The following is a 23,897-nucleotide window of genomic DNA, read 5'->3' on the forward strand; positions in this document are numbered from 1 at the left end:
AATCAATGAAGTTGGGATAACATTTTAAAAGCTATCCCAAACTTATTAATATTTATTAGAATTCTAATGTTGCTTTTGCTTTTTCAACGATATCGTTTTTGTTTGGTAACCAAACATTTTCAGCTTGAGTAAACGGATAAACGGTATCAGCAGCAGCTACACGAGCAATTGGTGCTTCTAATGACAGAATTGCGCGCTCTGCTAATTCTGAAGCAACTGTAGCTCCAACACCAGCTTGACGTTGTGCTTCTTGAACTACGACTGCACGTCCAGTTTTTTCTACTGAAGCAACTAACGTTTCTAAGTCGATTGGTTGTACCGTACGTAAATCAATAACTTCCACTGAATGACCATCTTTTTCTAATTCTTCAGCAGCTTTTAATGATTCTTGTACCATGGCACCATAAGCGATTAATGTAATATCATTACCTTCTTGTTTGACACTCGCTTTGCCGATTTCAATTGTATACTCTTCATCAGGCACTTCTTCACGGAAAGAACGATACAATTTCATGTGCTCTAAATATACAACTGGGTCGTTACTTCTAATTGCAGAAATTAATAATCCTTTTGCATCATAAGGACTAGATGGGATGACTACATTCAATCCTGGTGATTGAGCTAAGATACCTTCTAAATTATCTGCGTGTAATTCAGGTGTGTGTACACCACCACCAAATGGGGCGCGGATAGTTACTGGTGCTTGTTTTGAGTTACCAGAACGGAAACGTGTACGCGCAATTTGACCTGCAACAGAGTCAAATACTTCAAATACGAATCCTAAGAATTGGATTTCCATAACTGGACGGTAACCTTGTGTAGTTAAGCCTAGAGCTAAGCCACCAATTCCAGATTCTGCTAAAGGTGTATCAAATACTCGGTCTTCACCGAATTCTTTTTGTAATCCTTCAGTTACACGGAATACACCACCGTTAACACCGACGTCTTCACCGAAAAGTAAGACATTTTCATCATTTTGTAATTCGGTTTTAAGCGCATTATTAATCGCTTGAACCATTGTCATTTGTGCCATCGGTTACTTCGACTCCTTCTCTTTATAGATTTCATATTGTTCTGCTAAATGTTGAGGCATTTCTTCATACATATTTTCCATTAAGTCTGTAACTTTTTGTTTTTCTGTATTATCCGCTTCTTTAATAGCAGTTTTAATTTCAGCTTTCGCACGATCGATTACTTCGTTTTCTTTCTCTTCAGTCCATAGACCTTTATTTTCAAGATGTTTTCTGAAACGAACTAATGGATCTTTTTTCTCCCATTCAGAATCTTCGTCTGAAGTTCTGTATTTCGTTGGATCGTCTCCAGCCATTGTATGTGGACCGTAACGATAAGTGATTGTTTCAATAAGTGTTGGACCTTCACCGTTTACAGCACGATCACGCGCTTCTTTAGTCGCTTGATATACTGCAAGTGCATCCATTCCATCTACTTGTATACCAGGAATACCTACTGAGATAGCTTTTTGAGCTAAAGTTTCAGCAGCTGTTTGTTTACTACGTGGTGTAGAAATCGCATAGTTATTATTTTGAATTACAAAAATTGCTGGCGCCTTGTAAGCTGAAGCGAAGTTAATACCTTCATAGAAATCACCTTGTGAAGAACCACCATCACCAGTATATGTGATTGCTACAGCTTGTTTCCCACGTTTTTTAAGTCCAAGTGCAACACCAGCTGTTTGTACGTATTGTGCGCCGATAATAATTTGTGGGCTTAGTGCATTAACACCTTCAGGCATTCTATTTCCTTTAAAGTGACCTCTAGAGAATAAAAATGCTTCAGTTAATGGCAGACCTTGCCAAATTAATTGTGGAACATCACGATAACCAGGAAGAATAAAGTCTTCTTGTTCTAATGCATATTGAGAAGCTAATTGTGAAGCTTCTTGACCAGCAGTAGGTGCATAGAATCCTAATCTCCCTTGTCTATTTAGTGAAATAGAACGTTGATCAAGAATACGTGTCCAAACCATTCTTTCCATTAATTCTACTAATTGCTCGTCTGATAAATCAGGTACTAGATCTTTATTAACGATATTACCGTCTTCATCCAAAATTTGGATCATTTCAAATTGAGATTCAGTATCTTTCAATACTTTCTCTGCATCGAATTGGGCTTTCAATTTCGGAGCCATTCAATTCACCATACCTTTCCCGTATAATAGAAATTCATTTTATCCTTTAACATTGTATCACAAAACTGTTTCACTGTTAAACAAATATGAAAAGTTCTGTAATACAGTAAATAGGTACAGTTTTAAAACTGTATCACTATTTTCAAACATGCTGTACTATCTTTTTTACAAGGTTCAAAGTGTCCACTCCCAAAAGAATGTAAGCGTCCTCATTTAATATGCTATAGTTATTTACCTTAAATTTCAAATTAATAGCATTTTAAGTTAGTTTAAATTATCTACATCTTGTTTTTCTTTATTTACTTTTTCCATTGCATCTTTGTATTTATTAAAAGATTTGTCCATAGTTTTATATGATTTGGATACAGCTTCTGTCTTTTTATTCATTTCTTCTTGGTTAGCTTGATCACGAGTTCCATATTCAAATAAATCTTTTTCTTTGTTCATAATATTCTTGTATGCATTTGCATAGTTATCATGTGCTTTATATTTATCTTTTAAAGCATCATTTAATTCTTTCACTTCTTTTTTCTTATCTTCATCACTAATATTATCTAAATGTTTTTGTGCTTTTTTAAATTCTTTTTCTGAATTATCTAACGCATTTTCTTCTTTTTTAAATTCTTTTTGTCTTTCTTCAACATTATCTACAATTTTTTCAGAAGTTTGTTTGGCTTCTTGTTGGTCTTTCCCATTGATTTTTTTCACTAGCTTTTGTTTCTTTTGCTCTAGTTCATTAAGTTTTTTGCCTACTGATGAAACAGGCTTTTCTTCATCGAATGCTTGTTGTATTTTTTCATTATAATCTTTTATTTCACCTTTATCAGTTGTACATCCAGCTATAAGTACTGTGGAAGCTAGTATGGCACCAATACCATATTTAAATTTCATTTTGAGAAATCCTCCTTTTTCGTGTGCTATATTATATAATAAATTTTAATAAATCAAATTTATTACTGTATTTTATTTGGTAATCTTTGGTATATTTTATATTAAGGAAGGTGTATGAACAAATGTTAACAATGAAAGATATAATTAGAGATGGACATCCAACACTACGTGAAAAAGCTAAAGATGTCGAAGTCCCATTATCAGATGAAGATAGAGAGACATTAAAATCTATGAGAGCATTTTTAATAAATAGTCAAGATGAAGAAACTGCTAATAAATATGGTCTTCGTTCTGGCGTTGGACTTGCAGCGCCACAAATCAATATTTCTAAAAAAATGATTGCCGTCTATTTACCAGATGATGGAGAAGGTAAAAGTTATGACTTGATGTTAGTAAATCCTAAAATTATGAGTCATAGCATTCAAGAAGCCTATCTACCTACTGGTGAGGGTTGCTTAAGTGTAGACGAAAATGTACCAGGACTAGTACACCGTAAATATAGAGTTACAGTTAAAGCGAAAGATATAGATGGTAATGATGTTAAATTACGTTTAAAAGGTTATCCAGCTGTTGTAGTTCAACATGAAATAGACCATATTAATGGCATCATGTTTTATGATCACATAGATTCAGAACATCCACTGCAACCTCATGAAGATGCAGTAGAAGTATAAAAAAAGAACTGTTAGTAGATGTGGCAATTGCACACGTTTACTAACAGTTCTTTTTACATAAAATCGTCTCTTCTTTCATGGTACATGATGTTCAATTCTTGTAATTCTTTCTTCAAAGCATTTAATTCTTGAATATCAATAAATACCGGATCATGATTGTGCTTTACATAATTTTGATCTTCATTCACAGTATCAATGATTTCATTGTAATTGAAAAACATGATAACTTGTTCCGCACGTATTTCAAATGTGATATCTTGAAAGACCTTATCAGTTCGTTGTTTTTCATTTTTAATATCTTCAACAATACGCTCCACTTTATCCATAGCAACCACCTTCATTTCATCTCTATTACTTTTTCACTTTATATTATTAATTATTATATTTCCTTTTAATCATAATTAATTTTTATTATCGACTCAAGCTATTTGATAATTCATTTAATATTTCAAAATGATTTGTTTAAATTTACTAAGTTAAATACCTTATATATAGTGAATCACTTTTTTCTACATATTAAGTATAAGCAGAAAATAAAACTGCTTTATTTATTCTACTACATCATGTAAAATGAGAAATAACTGAAAACATACAAATGCTTTCTATTTGTATTTTTCTATACGAACGAATTTAAAATGACCCTAGAAACATACTGGGCAAATGCTCGTATGTTCTCTTTATATAAAACGTAGTTTCAATACACTTTTAGTAAATATCATTTTATTTAAAATTAAGAAGCTCACAAAATAATATACATTTCAGGGTTTATATAAATAATTTAACCAAAATTTAGGAGGAAATAGATATAATGGCAGTATTTAAAGTATTTTTTCAACATAACAAAGAAGAAGTAGTTGTTAGAGAACACACACAAACTATTTATGTTGAAGCTCAATCAGAAGAACAAGTAAGAAGATATTTGAAAGACCGTAATTACAATATCGAGTTTATTACTAAACTTGAGGGCGCACATTTAGAATATGAAAAACAATCCGATCACTTTAATGTGGAGCAAGCTGAGTAATGAAACAAATTCATAAAAATGAAGTTGCGGTTTATGCCCTTGGTGGCTTAGGTGAAATCGGAAAAAACACTTATGCCGTAGAATATCAGGATGAAATCGTAATTATAGATGCAGGTATCAAATTCCCTGATGATAACTTATTAGGTATTGATTACGTGATTCCTGACATTACTTATTTAGAACAGAACCAAGACAAAATAGTTGGTCTGTTTATAACACACGGCCACGAAGACCATATAGGTGGTGTGCCCTACCTATTAAAACAAATAAACGTGCCTATATATGGTGGACCATTAGCTTTAGGTTTAATCAGAAATAAGTTGGAAGAACATCACTTGTTAAGAACAACAAAACTTATTGAAATTGAAGAAAGTTCCGTTATCAAATCTAAACATTTCGAAGTTTCTTTCTATTTAACAACACATAGTATTCCAGAATCATATGGTGTTATTGTTAATACACCAGAAGGTAATATTGTTCACACTGGAGATTTCAAATTTGATTTTACGCCAGTTGGTGAACCAGCAAATATAGCGAAAATGGCGAAACTCGGAGAAGAAGGTGTACTTTGTTTACTTTCAGACTCTACTAACTCACTAGTTCCTGATTTTACATTAAGTGAACGTGAAGTGGGTCAAAATGTTGAAAAGATATTCCGTAATTGTAGTGGTAGAATTATCTTTGCAACTTTTGCTTCTAATATCTATCGTGTTCAGCAAGCAGTCGAAGCTGCAATTAAACACAACCGTAAAATTGTAACTTTTGGTCGTTCAATGGAAAACAATATTAAAATTGGTATGGAACTCGGTTATATAAAAGCACCACCTGAAACTTTTATAGAACCAAACAAAATTAATAGTGTTCCTAAACATGAGTTACTCATTTTATGTACAGGTTCACAAGGTGAACCAATGGCAGCTTTATCAAGAATTGCTAACGGTACACACAAACAAATAAAAATCATTCCAGAAGATACTGTAGTATTTAGTTCTTCCCCTATTCCAGGTAATACTAAAAGTATCAACCGCACCATAAATTCATTATATCGCGCTGGTGCTGAAGTAATACACAATAAGGTTTCAAACATTCACACATCTGGACACGGATCTAAAGGCGATCAACAATTGATGTTACGCTTACTACGTCCAAAATTCTTCCTGCCTATTCATGGCGAATATCGTATGTTAAAAGCACACGGTCAATCAGGAATTGAATGTGGCGTAGAACCAGACAACGTGTTTATCTTTGATATCGGTGACGTCTTAGCTTTAACTCATAATTCAGCTAGAAAAGCTGGAAGAATACCATCTGGCAATGTGCTAGTCGATGGTAGCGGTATTGGAGATATCGGAAATGTAGTTATTCGAGATAGAAAATTATTGTCTGAAGAAGGTTTAGTCATCGTCGTCGTTAGTATAGACTTTAAAACAAACAAACTACTTTCAGGCCCTGACATTATTTCTCGTGGTTTTGTTTACATGCGTGAATCTGGTCAATTAATTTATGATGCCCAAAGAAAAATCAAAACAGATGTTATTTCTAAACTGAACCAAAATCCAGAAATACAATGGCATCAAATTAAATCATCAATCATTGAAACGCTACAACCATATTTATTCGAGAAAACAGCACGTAAGCCAATGATTTTACCAGTGATAATGAAAGTAAATGAAGGTGATGCACCTTCTCAAAATAAAAAGCCACAAAATAAACCAAATCAAAAAAAAGACAGTACTAAAAAACACAATACTAAATCTCAAAACAAAAACACAAAAGTTTCTAACAATAAAGATAATAAAAACACAACTCAGAAACCAAAAAAAGATGATAATCAATCGGATCAATCATCAGAATCGTAATCATAACCAAAAATATAATCAACTTTTCAAAATAAAGCACTCATCCATTTGCTATGGATGAGTGCTTTTTATATTAAAATACTTGCTATTTTGAACGTATTGTTTTGCCTGTGGATGAGGATATAGTATACCTCTACAGTATCTCACATACATAATTCACATCGCGATCACCAGTTAACAAAATCAGTTAATAATTAAAAAAGAAGGGTTTGGGCACCATTGATTTGTCCCTACCCCTTCTTTAATTTATATATTATTATTTATCTAACTACCTTTTTTTCAAATCGGTTTAAGTCATTGTCATGACCAATCATAATTAAAATATCTCCAATTTCAATATTTATGTTTGGATCTGGAGATACGATAATATCTCTGCCTCTTTTAATAGCGATAATACTTATACCATATTGAGCTCTAATATCTAATTCTATTATTGTTTGGCCTGCCATCTTTTCACTAACTTTAATTTCTACTATTGAATGTTCATCTGCTAATTCTAAATAATCTAAAACACTAGCACTAGCTACATTATGTGCAATTCTTCTGCCCATATCTCTTTCAGGATGAACAACAGTATCTGCACCAATTTTATTTAAAATTTTAGCATGATAATCATTTTGAGCCTTAGCCGTTACTTTCTTAACGCCCAACTCTTTTAAAATTAAAGTCGTTAACGTACTAGATTGAATATTTTCGCCTATTGCAACAATAACGTGATCAAAATTTCTAATGCCTAAACTTTTCATCACTGCTTCATCAGTTGTGTCAGCAATTACAGCATGTGTGGCAATATCACTATATTCATTCACACGTGCTTCATCCATATCAATCGCCATGACATCCATATCTAAGGCATTTAATTCTCTAACAATACTACCACCAAAACGACCTAAACCTATAACCACATATTCTTTATCCATATGCGTCCTCCAAAAATAAGATAATTGAAATATATCAAATATTAGTAGTTTAAACAATAAACATTACTACTGTATTTAAGTATATTTGTCTACTTTTTACCTTCAACATATTTTTTATCAAAAACAAATAATCTCAATAATAATATTAGCGATGGAATTAATAAAAGTAAACCTAAAATAAACGCGATGATTAAAGCAATAGCCATACCACTATTAACAACATGTTCATCTATGCGAATATATGGATATAAAATATATGGTAATTTACTTGCACCGTAGCCGAAGAACGCAAAAGCCATTTGTAAAATTACTAAGATAAATGCAAAACCGTGCCACTTTTTCATCAATGTGAGTAACATTGCACCAGCAAAACATAGTAAGCTGAGTACAAACATCCACCAATAATCAAATACTGCTGTATAGAAATGCGTCTCATTTTGCAATCTTAATGATAGAAATACAAATAATGAAATAGCAATCATTGGCGGTCCCCAAAATAAGAACCAGTATCTTAATAAACCATAAGCAGGTTTATCATTTGCTTTAGAAGCATAATAAGTTAAAAATCCAGACGAAATATAAAGTACGGATATAATTGCAAGAAATACTACTGACCATGAATATGGACTTAACAATAATTCAAACCAATTTAAATCTAAATGGTTACTTGAGCCAGTAATATAACCACCTTCAGAAATCGTTAAAGTAGTGGCTAAGGCTGCAGGTATGAATAAACCTGCTAAACCATATAGTACAAGCCACGGTAGTTTTGTATCTGGTCCATAGTTTTCAAAGGCATAAAAGCCACCTCTAATGGACAACAATATCAACGCAATAGATGCTGGTAAAAGCAATACTGTACCGAAATATTTAGCTGTATCTGGGAAAAAACCAACCATTCCTACGAAAAAGAATACGAAGAAAACATTCGTCACTTCCCAAACTGGATTAAGGTAACGTGCAATCAAGTGATTAATTTTTTTATCTTGTTTTGTTATTTTAGCGTGTAGCGTAAAGAAACCAGCACCAAAATCAATTGATGCAACAATAATATAACAAAATAAGAATATCCATAGTACCGTGATACCTATATATGCAAATACCATCATGCATCACCTCTTTCCGATGAAGTTACTTCAAATTCTTCATATGCTGGTTTATCCTTAAACATTCTTATTAATACATAAGAAGAGGTAACAATTAATATTAAATATAATATACCAAATAATATTGTTACGAGTGTTAAGCCACCTGCTTGAGTAGCCGCTTCAGCCACTTTTAGATATCCACGTACAATCCAAGGTTGACGCCCTTGTTCCGTTAAGAACCAACCAAACTCTATCGCTAACATCGCTGCAGGTCCTGTTAATAAAGCACCGTATAGCATTGGTTTTGAATAAGTGAATTTCCGTAATTTTTTAAAGCATAATGTTAGTACAAATGCAGCTGAAACAATTAAACAGAAGACACCCATTGACACCATTAAGTCAAAGTAATAATGTACTATCATTGGAGGATGCAATTCTTTTGGAAATTCATCCAACCCTTTCACTTTAGTATTGACATTGTTGTCAGCCAAGAAACTAAGTAGACTCGGAATTTTAATTGCTCCAGTTACTTCTTGTGTCTCTTCATTTAAAGAACCAAAAAGTACTAAATCGGCATTGGATTCCGTATCAAAATGCCACTCATACGCAGCTAATTTTTCTGGTTGTTCTTGATGTAAAAATTTTGCAGATAAATCTCCTGCTAACATTGAACCTAAAGTAAAGATAATGCCAAGAATCATTGTTAATTTCAATGCTTTTTTATGATATTCTGCATCTTTTTTAAACTTATTTTTCACTAACTTGAAAGCAGCAATGGCAGCTAGTACAAAAGCCATCGTCATAAAAGCAGTCGTTACAACGTGAAAAGATCTTATTAAAAATGAATCGTTAAACATTGCTACCCAAGGTTCAACATTTATCATTTTACCATTCTTAATATCAAAACCAGCTGGTGTATTCATAAATGAATTGACAGCCGTAATAAAGAAGGCAGAGAAAGAACCTCCAATAATCACTGGTATACTAATTAAGAAATGTGTCCATTTACTCTTAAATCTATCCCAAGTGTATAAATATATACTTAAGAAAATTGCTTCAAAGAAAAACGCAAATGTTTCCATAAACAACGGTAATGCAATCACATGGCCGCCCATTTGCATAAACGTTGGCCATAATAATGACAGTTGTAATCCTATAATCGTACCTGTTACAACCCCAACTGCCACAGTAATTGTATAACCTTTAGACCATCTTTTGGCTAATGTTATATAATGAGGATCATTCTTTTTAATCCCTAAAAACTCAGCAACTGCAAACATCAATGGGACACCTACACCAATTGTTGCAAATATGATATGCACTGCGAGTGTCATTGCAGTTAGAAAACGAGCTAATTCAACTGAATCCATAATATCACCTTTTTAATTTATTTGTGACAAAAATCACAACGTCCATTCATTATAAACCCAATGGCTATGTTTTAAAATTAGTTAAACTCAGAATTAAGTGACAAATTAATGACCAATTACATGCAATTTTATAACTTGAATTTTAATTAAAAGTCACTTACTATTATAGAAAACGACTTTGTAGAAAGGATTGATGTTGAATGACTGATATCATCATTTACACACAGAATGACTGCCCTCCTTGTACCTTTATTAAAAACTATTTAACTGATAAAGGCTTTAAATATATAGAAAAAAACATCGCTAATCAGCAATATCGAAATGAAATGATTGATTATGATGCTTTTGCAACACCTTTTATATTATTGAATGGTGAACCGATGTACCAAGTTGATATGGAAAAAATTAACCAAACCTTAAATATTGAAACAACACATTAAACCTCTCAAATACAAACACATTAACTAAATCAACTGAAATAAGGCTAATGCATCATTTTAAACGGGTTAACTAACCATAACCTAATTTCAACTGTAATAAACAATTTAGTGAGTTGTGAATTCTCCAAAACTACTCAACTTCGCATACATTTCCATACCATTCAAATAAATTTCAATATAACTATAAAAAGCGTCTAGGACATAAAGTTCTTGAACAAGTGAAAAAGACAATATCTATTGGATAATATAGAAATTGCCTTTTTCATTAAAAATCATTTCAACAATTTCATTAACATGTCATGACATATCATTTGTGGGAATAAGAATTGAAGTTCCATTGGTAGTGTAAGTTGAGTCACATTATAATCTTTATACATGAGGCACCTCGTTAATATAGTTCAATAGTGTTTATTAGATTATACATGATGACCTAATTTTTTAAGTATTTGAATGTAAAATCACATATGGATGCGACGTATTTCGGCGAGACTCTTGTGGGAATAGGACAAGCTGAAGACTATAGGCTGAAGCTGTCCCCTAAGAAAGCGAGCCAACAAAACGAAGCATTGAATAAAAAGAAGCACTCAGATGAATTGATTTAAATCATCTGAGTGCTATTTTTCTGGGATTTGTGTCCCAATCTTTTTTATTTCGTATAATTACTTACTAAGTCTTGTACTTCTTCAGAAGTAGCACAGTTAATTGCTTTTTGTGCCAATTCTTCCATTTCATTTTTACTTAACCCTTTAATTTGACGGCGTGCTTTAAGAATTGATGTAGCACTCATAGAGAATTCATCTAATCCTAAACCTAATAGTAATGGAATAGCAGTTTCATCTCCGGCCATTTCTCCACACATTCCAGTCCATTTGCCTTCATTATGAGAAGCATTAATCACTTGTTGCACTAAACGTAAAATTGCTGGATTGTATGGTTGATACAAGTATGACACTCGCTCTGACATACGATCTGCAGCCATTGTATATTGAATTAAATCATTCGTTCCAATACTGAAGAAATCTACTTCTTTAGCAAAAACATCTGCTAATGCAGCTGTTGAAGGTATTTCTACCATGATACCAACTTCTATATCATCAGATACTTCAATACCTTCACTTGTTAAATTTTCTTTTTCTTCTAATAATAATGCTTTAGCATCACGGAATTCTTTGATTGTCGCTACCATTGGGAACATAATATTTAATTTCCCATAAACTGACGCACGTAATAAGGCACGCAATTGTGGTCTGAAAATCTCAGGTTGATCTAGACATAAACGAATTGCACGATAGCCTAAGAACGGGTTCATTTCTTCTGGTAAATTTAAATATGGTAGTTCCTTATCTCCACCTATATCTAAAGTACGAACAACAACACGTTTATCTTCCATTGTTTCAAGCACTTTTTTATAAGCTTCAAACTGTTCGTCTTCAGTTGGCATTTCGTCTCTACCCATATATAAAAATTCAGTACGATATAATCCGACACCTTCAGCACCATTTTCAATTACACCTTTTAAATCATTTGGTGTACCGATATTAGCAGCAAGTTCAGCATGAACACCGTCAATAGTTGTTGTTTCTTCATCGCGTAATTTTTGAAGCTCTTTCTTATCTTCAAAGAAACGTTCGCGTTTGTTTTGGTATGCAATGACTTCGTCTTCTGTAGGATCAATTATCACTTCACCAGTCAAACCATCAACAATAATCATGTCACCTTGTTTAACTTCTTCCGTTATTGATTTCGTACCTACTACTGCAGCAATTTCAAGTGAGCGACTCATAATTGCTGAGTGAGAAGTTCTGCCTCCAATATTTGTAACAAAACCTTGTACAAATTCCTTGTTTAATTGAACAGTATCTGAAGGCGTTAAATCATTACCTATAATAACAACGCTTTCATCAATCATACTAGGATTAGGTAACTCCACACCTAATATATGTGCTAAAACTCGTTTCGACACATCGCGAATATCTGCAGCACGCTCTTTCATGTATTCATTATCCATTGCTTCAAAAATAGTAATGAATTGTCCAGTCACATCAGAAAGCGCAGTTGGTGCGTTAACTTGTTCATTTTTAATTTTGTCTTCAATCGGTTGAATTAACTCTGGATCATCCAAGACTAATAAATGTGCATCAAAAATAGCAGCTTTATCAGCGCCGAGATTTTTTTCGGCATTATTTCTGATTTTTGTTAATTCAACTTTAGATGTTTCAATAGCATTTTGAAACTTAGCAATTTCTGCGTCGACATCTTGAATCTTTTCACTATCGTATGAAAGATCAGGTTCAACTAATAAATATGCTTTAGCAATTGCTACGCCATCTGAAGCAGCAATGCCATTAATATAATTAGTCATATTATTTAGTTAATCCTTCTTTTGATAAGATATCAGTAATCGCTTCCATTGCATCTGTTTCATCACTACCGTCAGCATAGATTGTAATTTCAGCATCTTTACCTACGCCTAAGCTCATAACACCCATGATTGATTTCAAGTTAACTTTTTTACCGTTATATTCTAATTGAATATCTGAATCAAACTTTGATGCAGTTTGAACAAGCATTGTAGCTGGACGTGCATGAATACCTGTTTCGTCAATAATTACATATGATTTTTGTTCCATAATATGATGTCTCCTTCGTATAGTTAGAATCGTTAGTTTATTATAAAACCTAGCATAGTTTTATATAATAACATTACCAAATTATACATATAAATTCAATTCGTTGCACCCATGATATGACAATATTCATTGAATATTGTTTCTTTTTATGAAAACGCTCCACTATTCCATTAAAGATTTAGCAACCTTTTCACATTTTTCAATATGGTCATCGCCGATTTTTTTCATAAAGTAATAGCTGATAGAAGCTGAGATGGCTTGACCTACAAGTGGGAACCATTTCGTCTGTTTTGCAGCCATACGTTTTGCAACGTCTCTGATAACCACTTTTAATATGGCATTAGATACTTTTCTACCGACAAATTGACTGCCTTGTATTGCAGCTGCTGTAAAAATACGTTCTTTTACATCTTCTCTCATCGAATTAACTTGTTTGTGATCTAAGCCATAAATTTTATTAACATCTTCAATGATATCTCTCATTAGCTTGATATCTACACCAAAGTCAAGACCTGGTATTGGTACAATACTCACACTCGAAGATAACACTGATTTTTTTCTCACTATAGCTTGGGCACGTTGACGACGTTCATCCAATTCAATGTTCGTCGTCGGTATGGTACTTTTATTTTTTATATCTTCAATATTTAAAACTTTATTTCCGACTTTCTGTGTTACGTTATTAGTTATTTTATTCTTAAAACTCATGATATTCACTCCTTGATAAAATCTAGTACTGTAAAATGATTACCCTATTTCAAAGAAATTACTGTATATTTACAAAAATAGCTTTCAAATATTTTGAAGGTTTGTAATGTGGATGTGTTTTAAAATCTTTTGGTAATCCCATAACTTCTGATAATTCAAAATCAACTTCTGCACTATTTAGAGTGTCTTTAATCATCTTCTTAAATGCTTTTAATGAAAATGTACTATTGTTTGTACACAATAATAAAGTTCCACCTGGTGAAAGTACGTCCAAAGCACCTAAAATTAATTTATCGTAATCTTTCAATACTGAAAATGTTTTTTTCTTATTTCTAGCAAAACTAGGTGGATCAATCACAATTGTGTCATATAGTAAATCATGACGGCGTGCGTAATTAAAATAATCAAAGGTATCCATTACAAATATATATTGTGTTTTTGGATCAATTGCATTTAAACCAAAATTTTCTTCTGTTAAGGTACGTGATCTATTAGCTAAATCAACACTAGTCGTCACTTTGGCTTTTTCTGCTGAGATAACTGAAAAAGCGCCAGTATAACTAAACACATTTAACAAATATCTATCTTCGGCAAAGTGGTCTCGTAATTTCTTACGCACTTCTTTTTGGTCCAAGAAAATACCTGTCATAGGACCATCATTTAAATCAACATTATAAAACGTGAAATTTTCTTCGATTACAATAGGAAATTCCGGTGCCTCACCATCAACAAATCCACCAGCTATCTGAGCATCTTTAAATCGCATTTTTTCAAATAAAGAATTATATTTAAAGGTATTTTTTAAGGCACTTAAAATTTGATAACGATATTTATAAATACCTTTAGAATACCATTGTATTAAAAAGTGACCGTTATAGTTATCAATTGTCAGGCCACCTACACCGTCACCTTCACCATTAAAAATTCTAAAAGCATTGGTACCCTCAATGTTATAAAAATATGCTCTTTCTTGTTTAGCAATTTCAAAAAGTCTCTCAAAGAATTGAGTATTAATCACTTCGTTTTCGTCATAACTTAATACCCAGCCAAGACCTTTATGTTGTCTTCCGACATATGCTGTTGCAATATAGCTTTGTTCATCATTGATTAATGAGAATAAATCGCCCTCTTTCAAATGGTCATGCGCAAATACATCATCTTCGTCGATTAATGGGTATCCATTTAGATATTTCGTTTCTTTACCTTTATTTAATGTGGCAGTTTTCATAATTATATGTCAGCCTTTCTACTAATTTTATAATTTATGCTTTCTTATTCTATCATCTCAATAATCATAGTAACATCATTTATATGTAATTGAATGCTTTCTCAATTCACACATTGTATCGTTTTTCATTAAAATCATCAGGTGCTTTGCGCCATTACAATCATGAACAAAAAAAGAACTGGCATATAGCTAAGGCCAGTTCTTTTAAAAATATATTTACTTGTTAATCTTTTGAAGGTTCACGTAATTTAATAATGAATGATACAATCACTGCTATTAACATCACAAACAATATAGGCGTAATGAAAATAGACAATAAAAGACCATGAACCATGATATTCACAAATTCTGTGAACAATTTGAAAAATAATATACTTACCATAAATAACTGCAGATAATAGAATTTATCTCTCAAGTAGTTTGTTAATGTCGTTAATATATAAGCAATGATAATCAGCATCAATAATAATAAAGTAATCCATTCAATCACATATTGTGTTTGAGAAATTTCCCAATTACCTGAAACAAATAATGCGTTTCTATTATTAAATTCTATGATTGTAAAGAATAATAATACAACACCACAAAATATTTCTACATAAGCTGATTTAACCCACTTTGGTATTTTCATCCAATTTGGTATATCATCCTCTTGTATATCAATAATATTCTTCCATTTTTCGATAAATTTGTCTTTTTTATCTCTTAATTTTTGAATATCAACACTTCTACGTGTTTTTCGAGTAAACTCAGTTGTCTTATCTTGTAAACTTTTCAAATGTTCTTTCGTTTGGTTTGTAACTGTACCTTTGCTTGTTCTCGATAATTCAGGTCCCTCTTCACCTAATTCTTGTTTTGTTAAAGGTAGTGCCCTTCTTAAAAACAAGAAGTTCCAAATCGACATTTGACCTAATAGCCACATCAATAAAAAGAATGAATTTACACTCAAAATATCAATTGGAATGATTTCGTCACTATCTATTCTTCCATATAACACGATTTGCGTAATTAAATAGCTTAAGCCATAACTGAAAATAATTAATAAATAATGATATTTTCTATGATTTGGATTTAATTCATCTTTATATACAATATACCCAATATGAATCACAAATGGGATGATAAAAATGATGGCAAAAAAACTATAAACTTGTGTCATTAAAATAAGTGTTATAATGAAGAACAGTATTCCTATAACTAAGAAGAAGATTGAAACATCATAATCGTATCTTGTTGTTCTTAATAGAGTGAATCCAAGTAGGATAACTGCAATACCAAATAAAATAATTAACACTGCACTTATAACTGGGAAATTCCCTATATAATTACTCATAACTCTTATGATTTCTGCAAAAAATGCATTTATAAAATCCCAAACATTATGAATATGTAATTCAATTTTACCTTTGTCCTTTAAATCATGGATCATAGATAAATTTATTAAAATGATGAGACCTGTGAAGAGCGAAACGATGCCTATTATATAACTATATAATATCTCAGCGTGTTTCTTTAAAAAAGACATACCATTCACCTCAAAGTTATTATATATTAACATTTAGTTCTTGTCTTTAATAAATCAATAAATAAGTCTATAGTATGATAGAAAATAGTTGTACAGTCAAGTTTCCACCAAACATAATCAATTAAACAAATATTTCAAATTCAAAGAAATACATACCGTTAAATCTTTATGGTTTAGTTTTCAAATGAAGTGGTATATTGAAAATATAAGTAATTTGAATATTGAAGGAGTGTTTAACTATGAGTAAAGAAGAATTAAATAAAAAAGCAGCTGAAAAAGCAAAAGAAGCTGAAGATAAATTAAAAGATAAAAAAGAATCTGCTGAAGAGAGTACTGAAGAAACGAAAAAAAATATTCAAGATACTCTAGATTAAAATACACGCTTTTGATTTCTAAATGAGTATTGCTTTTTAACATAAATGGACTAATCTGTGTAAAATTGGATTAGTCCTTTTTTTGATATCATGTCGTTTTTTACCGTGCATGTTTGACTGAAGATATGATCTATGATCCACATAATCCCAGTTACTAGTCACTCATAACATCTTACCTATGCGTCAAAACATACAACATCCTAGCAAAGATGTATTTGAACAACAGAAAAACTTCATCATAAGTTAAACACCACATATCATTTATCGTGATATGTAATTGACCTTAAATATTTACTTTTATTATTACAAACGTTGAACGAAACAATTTTTAACTACCAAACACACACAGCCATATCACCAAATTTTTAAACTAATGCGCTCTATTTAACCTTATGTTATGTTGTACGATTTAGGTTATAAATATTAATTTCAACGTGAATACACCTTGACATAACTAATTAAAAGTCATACATTATAGTTAAAATTAAAAATTAATATTCGCACTAGGGGTGTTTTGTGACTGAGATGAGGTATACCCTCAAACCCTTTGAACCTGATCTAGATTAAACTAGCGTAGGAAAGTGTATCGTGATATGTTTTTGGTATCCGTATGCCTATATTTAACGCGCAACTTCTAGAGGGTTGTGCGTTTTTTTATTGGAGGAGAATTTATGTCAAAAGGTTTAAAACTATCAGAAATTTTAGTAACCGTACTTATAGCTGTTGTTTTTGCAATCGTTTATAATATTTGGACTTTAGTATATAAAGCAGTGCAGGTTTCTGGTCTTCATCTAGAAGAATTAACATACGGTGCGTGGTTTATGGCCGCAATTGTTGCATACCTGATCATACCAAAAGCTGGTATTGCCATTTTAGCTGAATTTGCAGCAGGTGCAGGTGAAACGATTGTTATGGGCAGATTTGATATTCCCACAATGGTCTATGCGTTACTTCAAGGATTAGCATGTGAAATTATTTTCGCTATTTTTAGATACAAATCACGTTCGGCAATGGTAGCTATGTTAGCAGGATTTTTAGCATCTGTTGCGACACTTCCCCTTGATTTTGCTTATGGTTATTTAGGAGAAATTGCGGGTTGGAACTTAACACTTTATATCGTATTTAGATTGATTAGTGGTATTGTTGTGGCTGGATTGTTGTCCTATTATATTGTGAAAATATTAGATCAAACTGGCGTCACTAAATTATTCAGACCTGCAACACAAAAAGATTATGACAATTTATAAGGAGCATAAAAGTTGATAGTCACTGAAAATCTACGTCTTAAATATCCAAATGGACAAAAGAAAATATTCGACAATTTATCACTTCATATTAAAGATAAAGAAAAAGTGCTTATACTCGGCCCTTCCGGTTCAGGTAAAAGCACGCTACTTAATGTTTTAAGTGGTATCGTACCAAATCTTATTGATTTACCTATGAAATACGATAAATTAGAGATTGATCATGATTGTGGTGTTATTTTTCAAGAGCCTGATAGTCAGTTCTGTATGCCAAAAGTATATGAAGAACTCGCTTTTGTCCTGGAAAACTTACAAACACCCCGACACAAAATGGATGCCATGATCGAAACAGCACTCGACTCTGTAGATTTAAACGTAAATAAAGACCAATATATCAATAATTTAAGTGGTGGTATGAAACAAAAATTAGCTATTGCAGAAACATTATTACAACAAGCCGACACTTTATTTTTAGATGAACCAACAGCGATGTTAGATGTACCATCAACGGAAGACTTATGGAATAAGATTAAAGCCCTATGGCAAGACCAAACTGTTATCATAGTTGAACATAAAGTAGAACATATATGGCAACATATTGATCGTGTTATATTATTAAACTATGATGGTGTCATTATTGGCGATGCCTCACCCGCTGACATATTAAAAAACTATGAACACCTTTTATCCGAATATGGTGTTTGGCATCCAAAAGCGTGGGACAACGCACCTTCACCTATCGATTTACAACCATCTAATGTACAAAACGCCGATAATCATCTATTGCTTTTTGAACAAGGTTCTGTAAAAAGAAGAAAACAAATACTTATTGATATACCAAAATTCAATGTTACTAGCGGGGAATGGATTACAATTACTGGTGCAAACGGTTCAGGTAAGACTTCCTTATTAGAATCGATCATGCAGCTCATTAAATATGATGGCACAATGTTTTTTGATGGCAAAAAACTCACTAAAATTAAAGAAGCTGCTAAAAATATGTATCTTGTATACCAAAATCCTGAACTTCAATTTATTGCAAATTCGGTTTACAAAGAAATCTTCATCCAAAACAAAGCCAATTACCCTTCCATATCAGAAGCTGATGATAAAACTGTACAAATGCTTAAAATGTTAAATTTAGAAGATGTACAATCACAACATCCGTACGAATTGTCAATCGGTCAAAAACGTAGACTGAGTGTCGCCATAGCTCTAAGCTCTTCATCAGACTATATTTTATTGGATGAGCCAACGTTCGGTTTAGATAGCCATAATACTTTTAATTTAATTAAATTATTCCAGCAACGCGTTAAAGATGGTCAAACTATCATTATGGTTACACATGACCCTGAGATTATTGCACGCTATCCTACACGTAAATTGTATGTAAGAAAAAAACAAATACTAGAGATAGCAGGTGATAATCATGTTTGAAATGTGGAAAAAGCGTTACTCCTTCATGGATGACGTGAATATCATTACGAAATTAACATTAGCTGTTATTTTGTTTTTCTTTGTTATATTTGTACATCAATTTGATTACATGATTTATATTTGCTTTTTGATGTTCCTATTTTTATTACTATTCAATGGTATAAAATTTAAAATTACATTTGCTTTTATTTTCTTTACTATTACTTTCAGCTTAATTTCAGCTTTATTCATGATTTTTTATGGTGAAGGTACACATATTTTGTTTAAATTTGGATTTATTCAAATTAGCACTGAAAGTTTGGTTAGAGGGCTACATTTAGCATTACGTACAACAACCGTCTCATTTTTCGGTATCTTAATTGCTTTCACATCTGAAATTGTAATGGTCTTTTATAGTCTTATGCAACATTTAAAAGTTAAACCCAAAGTTGCTTATGCGTTTATGGCTGCTATACGAATGGTTCCATTAATGATTAGCTCTTTAGTTCAACTTAGGAAGTCTTTAAAAATGAGATATCAAATTATCTCTCAACAAAATTACAATATATTAAACAGAATCAAACATCTTATTATTCCACTTTTAAGCCAAAACATTAGAAAAGCACATCAACTTGCTGTTGCAATGGAGAAAAAAGGTTTTAAAGATGGTCCGCGCACCTATTATTATCATGCGCCTTTCTCGTATAAAGACATTCTATTAATCATCGTTTTTAGCATCATTTTGATAGTTGCTTATTTCCTAGCACTTCACTTACCGATTACGGGTATAAACGATGTTCGTATAAAAAATATATATTAACGATTACCTTATTTTATCCAAAATTCATTACTATCCAATTTATAGAGATAAGACAAAAACTAAACCACTTTGTCTTATCTTTTTGATATAATCATTTACATAAATTTGTATGTGATTGTATATCCTTTAATAAAAATGCTATGTTAAAAACTTAAAAATCGTAATTTCTATACACTGCTAATAGAAATTACGATTTTTTATGAATATTTATAGATGTTTTATTGCTTTATTGCTAATATCTTTTCGATAAAATAACGCGTCACTTTGAATCTTTTCTGCAGCTTTATAAGCATTTGCTTTAGCGCTTGCAATATCATTGCCCTCTCCCAATGCTAAGATGACACGTCCACCATTGGTTACAAATTTATCTTTATCTCGTTTCAAACCACTGACAAAATAATTACCATTTAAATCAAACCCTGAAACTGCTTTGCCTTTTTCGTAATTACCAGGGTACCCTTTAGAAGCAAGCATTACACCAACAATCGAAGCATCTTTCCACTTAAAGGTTATTTTATTTTTAGCTTCTAAGTCTATGATATGTTGCATTAAATCGCTTTCCAATCTTGTCAGTAATACTTGTGCTTCAGGGTCACCAAATCTTGCATTAAATTCTATTACTTTCGGGCCATCTGCTGTTAAAATCACGCCAATATAAAGAACACCAAAAAATTCATAACCTTCTTTATACATAGCTTTGGCTATAGGTTGTGCAATTACTTCATTAGTAAGCTGAAGGACTTCTTTATTTATGTGAGGTACGGGGCAATACGCCCCCATCCCTCCAGTATTAGGCCCTTTATCATCGTCATATGCACGTTTGTGATCTTGTGCAATACAATCAAACGGCACAGCGTAATCACCATTTACAAATGTCATCAATGAGAATTCTTCACCTTCTAAGAATTGTTCAAAGACAACCGTACCAAGCTCTTGTGGATACAATGAGTGAACTGCTTCTTCAGCTTCATCATAATTCTCGGCTATAATAACACCTTTACCAGCTGCCAAACCATCTTTCTTTAACACGATAGGATATTGGCATGTTTTAATATAACGTAACGCATCTGTTTTATTTGATATTTCTTTGTATTCTGCAGTAGGAATATGGTATTTCTGCATTAATTGCTTTGCGAATAATTTCGATCCTTCAATCTGAGCAGCTGCTTGATTAGGACCAAATACTTTGATCTTTTTTGCGATTAGTTTGTCTGCTAAACCTTCAGTAAGTGGCTGTTCCGGTCCAATAATGACCCACGAAATATTATGCGCAACAGCAAATTCAACAATTTGATTATGGTCTGTTTCTGCTATTTCACAATGTACATTTGCAATGTCTGACATTGCATCATTTCCTGGAATTGCAAAAATTTCATTTACGAGTGAAGACTGTTTTAACTTATGTGCTAAAATATGTTCTCTTCCGCCTGTGCCAATGACTAGTACTTTCATAAATAATTTTGCCTCCAATATTTTAATGTTTAAAGTGTCTAATGCCAGTAGTTACCATTGCAATGCCATATTTATTCGCCATATCTATTGAATCTTGATCTTTAATTGAACCACCAGGTTGAATGATGGCTTTAATACCATGTTGCGCAGCAAGTTCTACTGTGTCATCCATTGGGAAGAAACCATCCGATACCATTACGACGTTATCATTAATTTCAACCGCACGTTCTATTGCAATTTTTGCTGATCCTACCCGATTCATTTGCCCCGCACCAATACCGACTGTTTGTTTATCGTTGCATAAGATAATTGCATTACTTTTAACAGAAGCGACCACTTTCCATCCAAGTAACATTGCATTCCATTGAGCTTCTGTAGGTACACTTTCTGTAACAATTGTTAAGTCATCACTTTTTATTAATACATTATCTTTATCTTGTATTAAATATCCACCTGAAACAGATACTATTTCTTGCTCATTATTATCGATTGTCATATCAATTTCTAATAATCTTATATTTTTCTTCTTACTTAAAATAGCTAACGCTTCCTCAGAAAATTTTGGTGCAATAATCACTTCCAAGAATATACTGTGCAGCGTTTCTGCCAAAGTGGCGTCAACGGTTCTATTTAATGCTACTATGCCTCCGAAAATAGATTGACTGTCTGCTTCAAATGCACGCTGATATGCTTCAGAAATGTTTGTACCAATACCTACACCACAAGGATTCATGTGCTTAACAGCAACTGCAGCTGGCGTTTCAAATTGTTTAACTAATGACAGCGCCGCGTCTGCATCTTTGATATTGTTATAACTCAATTGCTTACCATGCAATTGTTTCGCGCCACCTAACGTATGATTAGCATCTGATGTTCTTATAAATGAAGCTTGTTGTTGTGGATTTTCACCATATCTTAAACTTTCTTTATTTTCCTTAAAGAAATCAACAATTGCTTGATCATATTGATTCGTATGTTCAAATACTTTAATCATCAATGATTTTCTATAAGATTCATCTAATTGATTTGATTTTAGTTTTTCAATAACTTCATTATAGTCTGATGGATGTACGATTGTAGTAACGTGTTTGAAGTTTTTAGCTGCTGCACGTAACATTGTAGGTCCACCAATATCTATATTTTCAATCGCGTCATTTTCTGTAACATCTGGATTTGCAACAGTCTCTTTGAATGGATATAAATTTACGACTACCATGTCTATTAAATCAATTTGCTGTTCTTTTAATTGTGCTAAATGTTCTGGTTTATTGCGATCAGCTAAAATACCACCATGAACAGCTGGGTGTAATGTCTTGACTCTCCCATCCATAATTTCATCAAAATGTGTGAGTTCTGATATAGATTTAACTGCAATATTTGCTTCAACTAACGCTCGCATCGTACCACCAGTTGAATACAACTCGTATCCTAATTGTTGGAGTGATTGTGCAAAAGGTACAATACCTGTTTTATTAGATACACTTATAATTGCCTTTTTCATGTTTATTGGCACCTCTTATTGAATAATTTTTGAAATAACTTCTGGATATAATTCATGTTCAATCGCTTTTATTCTTTCTTCTAATCGTTCTTTCGTATCGTCCGGTTTTATTTCACATGTACGTTGTTCAATAATTTCTCCTGTATCCATCCCACTATCTACGAAATGTACTGTTGTACCTGTAATGTTGTCACCACTATTTAATGCTTGACCAATCGCATCTTTACCTCGATATTTTGGCAATAACGAAGGATGAATATTAATGATGCGTTTTTGATATGCATTTAATATATTTTCACCGATTAATTTCATATAACCAGCTAAAATAATCCATTCAACTTTTTCTGTAGTTAACCATTCAATGATTTTCCGCTCATAGTCTGCTTTAGAATCAAAATTTTTAAGCTCATTAATATGTACATCTAATTGATACTTTCTTGCGCGCTCAATACAATAAGCATTTACTTGATCCGTATATAATGCAGTCACTTCAATTTGAGGTAAATTACCTGCTTCTATATGTGACATGATACTTTCAAAGTTACTTCCAGATCCTGAAGCAAAGATAGCAATTTTCGTCACTT

Annotated in this window: 23 protein-coding genes and 1 riboswitch; of the genes, 8 read left to right on the plus strand and 15 right to left on the minus strand. The window is 32.3% G+C overall.

What is annotated here, in order from left to right; all coding sequences use genetic code 11:
- Window positions 1–55: 55 nt before the first annotated feature.
- The 3 genes from KA824_RS08240 to KA824_RS08250 all read right to left on the minus strand — a co-directional run bounded on the left by KA824_RS08240 (window position 56) and on the right by KA824_RS08250 (window position 3,040).
- Window positions 56–1,033 (minus strand): alpha-ketoacid dehydrogenase subunit beta, encoded by a 978-nt coding sequence (locus KA824_RS08240; protein ID WP_107384415.1) that lies wholly within the window; start codon window positions 1,031–1,033, stop codon window positions 56–58.
- 3 nt (window positions 1,034–1,036) lie between these two features.
- Entirely contained in the window at window positions 1,037–2,149 is a 1,113-nt protein-coding gene (gene pdhA / locus KA824_RS08245) for a pyruvate dehydrogenase (acetyl-transferring) E1 component subunit alpha (RefSeq protein WP_019467848.1), read from the minus strand.
- 264 nt (window positions 2,150–2,413) lie between these two features.
- The gene (locus tag KA824_RS08250; protein ID WP_107386106.1) at window positions 2,414–3,040 is read right to left on the minus strand and encodes a YkyA family protein; all 627 of its coding nucleotides are present in this window, start codon (window positions 3,038–3,040) and stop codon (window positions 2,414–2,416) included.
- Between the two features lie 122 nt (window positions 3,041–3,162).
- Here KA824_RS08250 and def point away from each other — a divergent pair, with 122 nt between their 5' ends.
- Complete coding sequence (gene def, locus KA824_RS08255; protein WP_107384417.1) at window positions 3,163–3,714, plus strand: peptide deformylase; 552 nt, start codon at window positions 3,163–3,165, stop codon at window positions 3,712–3,714.
- A 53-nt stretch (window positions 3,715–3,767) separates the two neighbouring features.
- On the opposite strand, the gene KA824_RS08260 is transcribed toward def, so the two are convergent.
- Window positions 3,768–4,040 carry a hypothetical protein gene (locus KA824_RS08260; protein WP_107384418.1) on the minus strand — a complete coding sequence of 91 codons (273 nt, stop codon included), beginning with the start codon at window positions 4,038–4,040 and terminating at the stop codon, window positions 3,768–3,770.
- Between the two features lie 482 nt (window positions 4,041–4,522).
- Here KA824_RS08260 and KA824_RS08265 point away from each other — a divergent pair, with 482 nt between their 5' ends.
- Both KA824_RS08265 and rnjA read left to right on the plus strand, forming a co-directional pair.
- A complete protein-coding gene (locus KA824_RS08265) occupies window positions 4,523–4,738 on the plus strand; it encodes a DNA-dependent RNA polymerase subunit epsilon (RefSeq protein WP_019467852.1) in 216 nt (71 codons plus the stop codon).
- Window positions 4,738–6,597, plus strand: a complete 1,860-nt coding sequence (gene rnjA, locus KA824_RS08270; protein ID WP_107384419.1) for a ribonuclease J1 — start codon at window positions 4,738–4,740, stop codon at window positions 6,595–6,597. Before KA824_RS08265 ends, rnjA begins: the two co-directional genes overlap by 1 nt.
- A 260-nt stretch (window positions 6,598–6,857) precedes the next feature.
- On the opposite strand, the gene KA824_RS08275 is transcribed toward rnjA, so the two are convergent.
- The 3 genes from KA824_RS08275 to KA824_RS08285 all read right to left on the minus strand — a co-directional run bounded on the left by KA824_RS08275 (window position 6,858) and on the right by KA824_RS08285 (window position 9,975).
- A complete protein-coding gene (locus tag KA824_RS08275) occupies window positions 6,858–7,517 on the minus strand; it encodes a potassium channel family protein (RefSeq protein WP_019467854.1) in 660 nt (219 codons plus the stop codon).
- Window positions 7,518–7,606: 89 nt separating this feature from the next.
- Window positions 7,607–8,623, minus strand: a complete 1,017-nt coding sequence (locus KA824_RS08280) for a cytochrome d ubiquinol oxidase subunit II (protein WP_107384425.1) — start codon at window positions 8,621–8,623, stop codon at window positions 7,607–7,609.
- Window positions 8,623–9,975, minus strand: a complete 1,353-nt coding sequence (locus KA824_RS08285; RefSeq protein ID WP_019467856.1) for a cytochrome ubiquinol oxidase subunit I — start codon at window positions 9,973–9,975, stop codon at window positions 8,623–8,625. Before KA824_RS08285 ends, KA824_RS08280 begins: the two co-directional genes overlap by 1 nt.
- A 200-nt stretch (window positions 9,976–10,175) precedes the next feature.
- Here KA824_RS08285 and KA824_RS08290 point away from each other — a divergent pair, with 200 nt between their 5' ends.
- On the plus strand, window positions 10,176–10,415 hold the full coding sequence (locus KA824_RS08290) for a glutaredoxin family protein (protein ID WP_107384420.1): 240 nt from the start codon (window positions 10,176–10,178) through the stop codon (window positions 10,413–10,415).
- Window positions 10,416–11,061: 646 nt separating this feature from the next.
- On the opposite strand, the gene ptsP is transcribed toward KA824_RS08290, so the two are convergent.
- From ptsP to auxA, 5 genes are all read right to left on the minus strand, one after another.
- Entirely contained in the window at window positions 11,062–12,777 is a 1,716-nt protein-coding gene (gene ptsP, locus KA824_RS08295; RefSeq protein WP_107386107.1) for a phosphoenolpyruvate--protein phosphotransferase, read from the minus strand.
- 1 nt (window position 12,778) lies between these two features.
- Window positions 12,779–13,045 carry a phosphocarrier protein HPr gene (locus KA824_RS08300; RefSeq protein WP_019467646.1) on the minus strand — a complete coding sequence of 89 codons (267 nt, stop codon included), beginning with the start codon at window positions 13,043–13,045 and terminating at the stop codon, window positions 12,779–12,781.
- Window positions 13,046–13,207: 162 nt separating this feature from the next.
- On the minus strand, window positions 13,208–13,753 hold the full coding sequence (locus KA824_RS08305; protein WP_107384422.1) for a DUF697 domain-containing protein: 546 nt from the start codon (window positions 13,751–13,753) through the stop codon (window positions 13,208–13,210).
- Between the two features lie 58 nt (window positions 13,754–13,811).
- Window positions 13,812–14,981, minus strand: coding sequence for a class I SAM-dependent rRNA methyltransferase (locus tag KA824_RS08310; protein ID WP_107384423.1), 1,170 nt, complete (start codon window positions 14,979–14,981; stop codon window positions 13,812–13,814).
- A 223-nt stretch (window positions 14,982–15,204) separates the two neighbouring features.
- A complete protein-coding gene (gene auxA, locus KA824_RS08315; RefSeq protein ID WP_210133255.1) occupies window positions 15,205–16,506 on the minus strand; it encodes a lipoteichoic acid stability factor AuxA in 1,302 nt (433 codons plus the stop codon).
- Between the two features lie 239 nt (window positions 16,507–16,745).
- Here auxA and graF point away from each other — a divergent pair, with 239 nt between their 5' ends.
- The 4 genes from graF (at window position 16,746) to KA824_RS08335 (ending at window position 20,360) form a co-directional block, all read left to right on the plus strand.
- Entirely contained in the window at window positions 16,746–16,880 is a 135-nt protein-coding gene (gene graF / locus KA824_RS08320; protein WP_019467642.1) for a glycopeptide resistance-associated protein GraF, read from the plus strand.
- 495 nt (window positions 16,881–17,375) lie between these two features.
- Window positions 17,376–17,477, plus strand: a riboswitch (TPP riboswitch).
- A 74-nt stretch (window positions 17,478–17,551) separates the two neighbouring features.
- Window positions 17,552–18,127 (plus strand): ECF transporter S component, encoded by a 576-nt coding sequence (locus tag KA824_RS08325; RefSeq protein WP_019468131.1) that lies wholly within the window; start codon window positions 17,552–17,554, stop codon window positions 18,125–18,127.
- A gap of 12 nt (window positions 18,128–18,139) precedes the next feature.
- Window positions 18,140–19,561 (plus strand): ABC transporter ATP-binding protein, encoded by a 1,422-nt coding sequence (locus KA824_RS08330; RefSeq protein WP_107384854.1) that lies wholly within the window; start codon window positions 18,140–18,142, stop codon window positions 19,559–19,561.
- Window positions 19,554–20,360 carry an energy-coupling factor transporter transmembrane component T family protein gene (locus KA824_RS08335; RefSeq protein WP_181187531.1) on the plus strand — a complete coding sequence of 269 codons (807 nt, stop codon included), beginning with the start codon at window positions 19,554–19,556 and terminating at the stop codon, window positions 20,358–20,360. Before KA824_RS08330 ends, KA824_RS08335 begins: the two co-directional genes overlap by 8 nt.
- Window positions 20,361–20,567: 207 nt before the next feature.
- Here the strand turns inward: KA824_RS08335 and purD are convergent, their stop codons facing one another.
- Genes purD through purN form a run of 3 tightly spaced genes read right to left on the minus strand, consistent with a single transcriptional unit; the run spans window position 20,568 to window position 23,895 of the window.
- Window positions 20,568–21,812 (minus strand): phosphoribosylamine--glycine ligase, encoded by a 1,245-nt coding sequence (gene purD, locus KA824_RS08340; protein ID WP_107384856.1) that lies wholly within the window; start codon window positions 21,810–21,812, stop codon window positions 20,568–20,570.
- 22 nt (window positions 21,813–21,834) lie between these two features.
- Window positions 21,835–23,313: a bifunctional phosphoribosylaminoimidazolecarboxamide formyltransferase/IMP cyclohydrolase gene (gene purH, locus KA824_RS08345; RefSeq protein WP_107384857.1), complete on the minus strand. Its 1,479-nt coding sequence runs from the start codon at window positions 23,311–23,313 to the stop codon at window positions 21,835–21,837.
- A gap of 15 nt (window positions 23,314–23,328) precedes the next feature.
- On the minus strand, window positions 23,329–23,895 hold the full coding sequence (purN, locus tag KA824_RS08350) for a phosphoribosylglycinamide formyltransferase (protein WP_107384858.1): 567 nt from the start codon (window positions 23,893–23,895) through the stop codon (window positions 23,329–23,331).
- Between the last annotated feature and the right edge of the window lie 2 nt (window positions 23,896–23,897).

Source organism: Staphylococcus sp. GDY8P198P, assembly GCF_017891615.1.
In the GTDB taxonomy this organism is placed as follows: Bacteria; Bacillota; Bacilli; order Staphylococcales; family Staphylococcaceae; genus Staphylococcus; species Staphylococcus cohnii.